Genomic DNA, 4,392 nt, shown 5'->3' with positions numbered 1-4,392 from the left:
TGGTCACCGGTCGCCCCCCCAGGTTCGGCGGTGGCGGGAAGCCCCAGCGCATCATGGCGAGTTCGCGCGTCCCGTCCTGGGCCCGGTGCACCACCGGGGCCAGCCGGTCCGGGAAGATCGCCGGCAGGAGGGGCAGGTTGCCGGTCGTGTCCCGCATCGCCCGGGTGAACGCCCGGATCGCGTCCTGGCCCTTGGTGAGCGAGTAGAGATTGCACATGGGCCGCCACTCTCCCGGTCCGTCGCCACGCCGCCAGCCCTGGCACCATCCGGCCCGCCGCTCAAGCCTGTGCATCCTGCCCTAACCACCAAGCCCCTCGCGGGCCATGCCGGGCGGCATAGGCTGCGAAGAGCACCCGCGTGGTTCACCGTGCGGGCGGGCGGCATGAATGAGCTCGAGCGAGGGCACACGGCGACAAGCTGGACATGACGCGCCCCCACCTTGCCGGACCACGTACGTTTGCTGGTGCGGGATGGGCTGGCGAGACCGGTTTGGCCGCCATTGCCCTTCGAACGCCCGTTCAGCCTGCGAGGTGATCTGCCCGCCGCAGGTTCACGGCAGAGCACCACAGCAGTTGCGGTCCAGTCTGCGGCAGCGGACGCGCCGATCCAGGTAGCGCCGCTTCATGGTGCCAAAGAGCTTCAAGGGTCTCGCCACGCAACGGTGTGATGGCGATGTTCTTCCATCTGTGCCATCGAGCGTCAGCAGACGCTCGATCCGATCCGTGGAAGAGATGGCGGTAGAGGGCCGGGCTGGCGCTGGTCCGCGTGCCTCGGCCAAGTCGATCCGGAAGCGCGGCAAGCTCGTCGCCGCATCCTCCAGGATAAAGCCGCAAGACCGCCGCAAGCTTAGCCGGTCGGCAAGCGCCCCCTCCAGGTCACGATCCGACAGGCGGTACCACTGTTGAAGCAGCAGCGCCTCGATCCGCGCGCCGTCCACCTGGGCCCCGATCCACTCTAGCCGCTGGTTGCTGCCGTAGACTGCCGGCAGCAGAGCTTCCACCGGCTTACCTAGCCCACCGCCTTGCGCACCATCGCCTCCCGTTCTGCTCCACGAGCGAACCACGGCAGCACCATGGAGCCAGGAGTTTCGCGACAGTCTCCGGGGCTCGGCACTGCACCGAGAAGCGGTCACAGGCATCGATGCGCGTGACCTGGATCTCGACCGCGCATCCGTCGGTCTCCACTGGAGGAAAAGCCAGCTCCGCTTGCTTGCCTACCTTGTCGTCATCGGGATACCAGCCGCATGGCGCTGGGCCTGCTCCATCACCATCGCCGCCGGCGCGGCACGAGACAGCGGAGCACGCGGCGGTCATCGCTCGCCCCCAATTCCTGCGCCATGTCCTCCATGGCCCATCTATCCCGTTCCGTCGGCAACCCTGCCGCGTCTGCGCCTGCCTGGAGCACGGCCGGCCCACTGATCCTTTGCCGGCTGTATGCCCGTCCGGCGCTGCCGCGTGGACCAGCCATAGCGGGGATCGTCTCGGATCAGCTCGAGCTGGCTGCGGATCCGGTTGCGCTCCAGCCAGCCGATCTCGGCCTCGAGCTCGGCCTGGGTCATGACACCCCGCGCCTTGCCGAACAGTCGCTTCAGCACGGCGTTGTAGGCGTGGTAGTCGCAGGGCTGACTCGGCAGGCTCGTCTCCGCATCCTCGATCACCTGAGAAGCCACCAGCTGACCCACCTGGCGACGCAGCCGCTGCTCGGCCTGGGTCGGCGTCTCGGGAAGGTGGTCGTCCGCCGGGATCGTGTTGCCGGGCAGCGGTCCCGCGGCACTGCGCGGCAGCACGGTCTCGAAGCGCAGTTCGGTCGCCTCGGACCAGAGCGGCCGCAGGACCGAGCCGTGACGCATCGCGTCGTCGTCCTGGTCGCCCAGCGGCAGTTCCTCCTGGTCGCATCGCCGGCGGGTCCGGGCGCGGCCGGACTGCTCCATCTCGATGGCGCGACGAAACATCCGGAACAGGGGATCGTCCGGGTGATAGATCAGCGCCCGCTGCTCTTCGTAGCTGCCGCCATGCGGATCGAAGCGGGTGGCACGGGCCGCCATCTGCTCCAGCCAGGGCACGGAGCGGATCTGGGTCAGGCAGGCGACATGGCTGACCTCGGGCGCGTCCATGCCCTCATAGGCCATGCCGACCGTGACCAGCACGGACGGGTCCGGCCGCAGCCGGAAGCGCGCGATGCGCTCGACCGCGTCCCGTTCATCCGAGATGGCCAGGGCCACGCCAGCTTCTGCCCTCTTCGGGTTCAGCCAGCCGCGCAGGATCTCGGTATAGCGCCGGGCGGTCGCCTGGTCCGGAGCCACGACCAGGAGCTTGCCCAGACCGGGTGCCGCCTGGGCTGGCCCAAGCCCTAAGGCGGCACGACGCTTGGCGCGATGCTCGCGGCAGTCGGCGAACGCGCGGCGCAGGACCGCCTCGGCGTAGCCCGTGCGCAACGCGGTGAACAGCATCGGACGCAGCTTGTCACTGGCCGCGGAGAACGACTCGACGGAAGAGAACTCGCCGTTCAGCAGCCACTCGGCACGGCCATCCAGGGCACCGAACCGGATCGGGATGATCGCCCGCTCGGCAAGTGCCGCACGCCGGTCGTAGCCCACCACCGCCCAGCCCGGGATGCCCAGCTCGAGCCGGCGCTGGCCTGGCGTCAGGCGGTCCCGGCGATAGTTGAGCCACAGGATCGGCCGTCGGTCGGAGCGCTCCAGCGTCCCGGACATCAGCAGGCGCAGCCCGGCACTCTCCAGCAGCGGGAGCAGGGCCCGCGACCAAGCCGTGTCCTCGGCGGCCTCGGCGGCCGCATCCAGATCACTCAGTCCCGGCAGATGGTGCAGCTCATCGACGCAGAGCAGGTAGCGATGCCGCCGGAACTCAGCCAGGTGCAAGGCGGGTGCGGCGGCGATCGACTGGTAGGTGGTGACGTAGCCGGCAAGCCCGCGGCAGGGATCAGGCGCGTTGTCGGCAGCCCGGACCGCATGCTGGTGGCCGAGCAGGCCCCGCCAAGTCGGGTCGACGAACGCCTCCTCGGCCTGGCGGCGCAGCGTGTCCCGCGGCACGACCCAGCAGATCCGCTCGACGATCGGCCGGGCCCGCCCCGGCGGCACTGCCCCCAGCAGCCGTGCTGCCGCGATCACCGGCAGCGCCGACTTGCCGCCACCCGGCGTGACCGCCGCCAGGATGTCGGTATAAGCCAGCTCGCCCATCGCGATGCCGCGGCAAAGGCGCTCGACCTCCTCCTGATGGCGACGCAGGCGCAACCGTGCCGCCTGTCAGCACGAGCCGACGGAACGAGACGGCACAGGCAAGGTACAACAGCTCAGGACAATGCTCCTTGGATGCCAGCATCCAGACCATGCCATAGCGGCCTGCGGAGGACGTATCATCGAGCAAATCTCCATGAGTACCCATCATATGGTACCGTACAACGATATAACTTCTATATATTGATCTACTCCTGCGTCAATGACCACATGCCTATTTCGGCCATTGGCTAGAGCCGGCCTGACGATCAGCACGCGCGAGGACAGGATCAGGTGATGGATTGGGATCGGCCTGATGCTCTGACGGGCTGAGGCCCTCAGGCCGGAGGCCTGAAGGCGGGATGGCACGAGCCGGAGCGACGGCCGGGTTCACGGGCGGCCGGGGCCTGGCAGGCGGACCACCGGCCCCGGGCGCGGCAGGGACGGCGTGAAGTTGCCGGCCAGGTAGTCGATGCCGTCCTGGGCGGCCTGGCGGCAGTCGGAGGGGAACGAAGGCCGGTCAGGAAGCTTCGCAGGCCGTGGCGGCGGGCAAGGATGGCCAGGTCGTGCGCCTGGCGCAGGTCGTCCGTCGCCACGCCGACAATGCCGGCCCCGATCAGGTGCTCGACCCGCGGCTCGGCCAGGTCGACCAGGATGCCCAGGCAGAATGGCCGCAGATAGGCCATCAGCTCGCGGACGCGCGACTGAACGATGTCGGGCGGCAGGTTCCTGACCTCGAACAGGAGCCGGCGCGCGGAGCTGCGCGGCAGGCGCCGGCATGCCCGGCAGAACGGCTCGCGCAGCCGGATCGAGGCCAGCGTCTCGTACCGTACCGGCACGATCAGCCAGGCCTTGCGGCCGCGGCCGGCGGTGGCCGGCAGGGCGGCCACGGCCATCTCGATCGACCAGAGGTCCGGATCGCCGTTCGAGAGGGCAGGCCAGGCACCAGAGGCGGGCGGCTCCAGGCGGTAGGCGGCCACCAGCCCCCGGGCCGGCGCCAGCACGGGCTGCCAGGCCACGGCCGGTACCGCGGATGCCGCTGACGCCGCGCGGTCCGGCAGCACCTGGTCGGCCCGCGCCAGGGCTTCGGCCACCCGCGCCTGCAGCCCCTGCGGATCGACGACCCCGTCCAGCAGGTGGCGGAGATCGGCCGGCACCGA

General features: G+C 69.9%; 2 protein-coding genes and 2 pseudogenes. All 4 read right to left on the bottom strand.

The window, feature by feature from the left end:
* Nucleotides 1-217: pseudogene (locus tag EQG76_RS19015) on the bottom strand (SOS response-associated peptidase); the annotation flags it as partial.
* A 333-nt stretch (nt 218-550) separates the two neighbouring features.
* Nucleotides 551-1,138 (bottom strand): transposase, encoded by a 588-nt coding sequence (locus EQG76_RS33550; RefSeq protein WP_407925552.1) that lies wholly within the window; start codon nt 1,136-1,138, stop codon nt 551-553.
* Nucleotides 1,139-1,354: 216 nt separating this feature from the next.
* A complete protein-coding gene (locus EQG76_RS19005; protein ID WP_200840933.1) occupies nt 1,355-3,250 on the bottom strand; it encodes a DEAD/DEAH box helicase in 1,896 nt (631 codons plus the stop codon).
* Nucleotides 3,251-3,570: 320 nt separating this feature from the next.
* Nucleotides 3,571-4,392, bottom strand: a pseudogene (locus EQG76_RS19000) (hypothetical protein); the annotation flags it as partial.

Origin of the sequence: Geminicoccus flavidas (assembly GCF_009806515.1) — a bacterium.
Classification (GTDB): Bacteria; Pseudomonadota; Alphaproteobacteria; order Geminicoccales; family Geminicoccaceae; genus Geminicoccus; species Geminicoccus flavidus.
The sequence above is the reverse complement of the archived record's forward strand: the minus strand, read 5'-3'. Positions and strand labels throughout refer to the sequence as shown.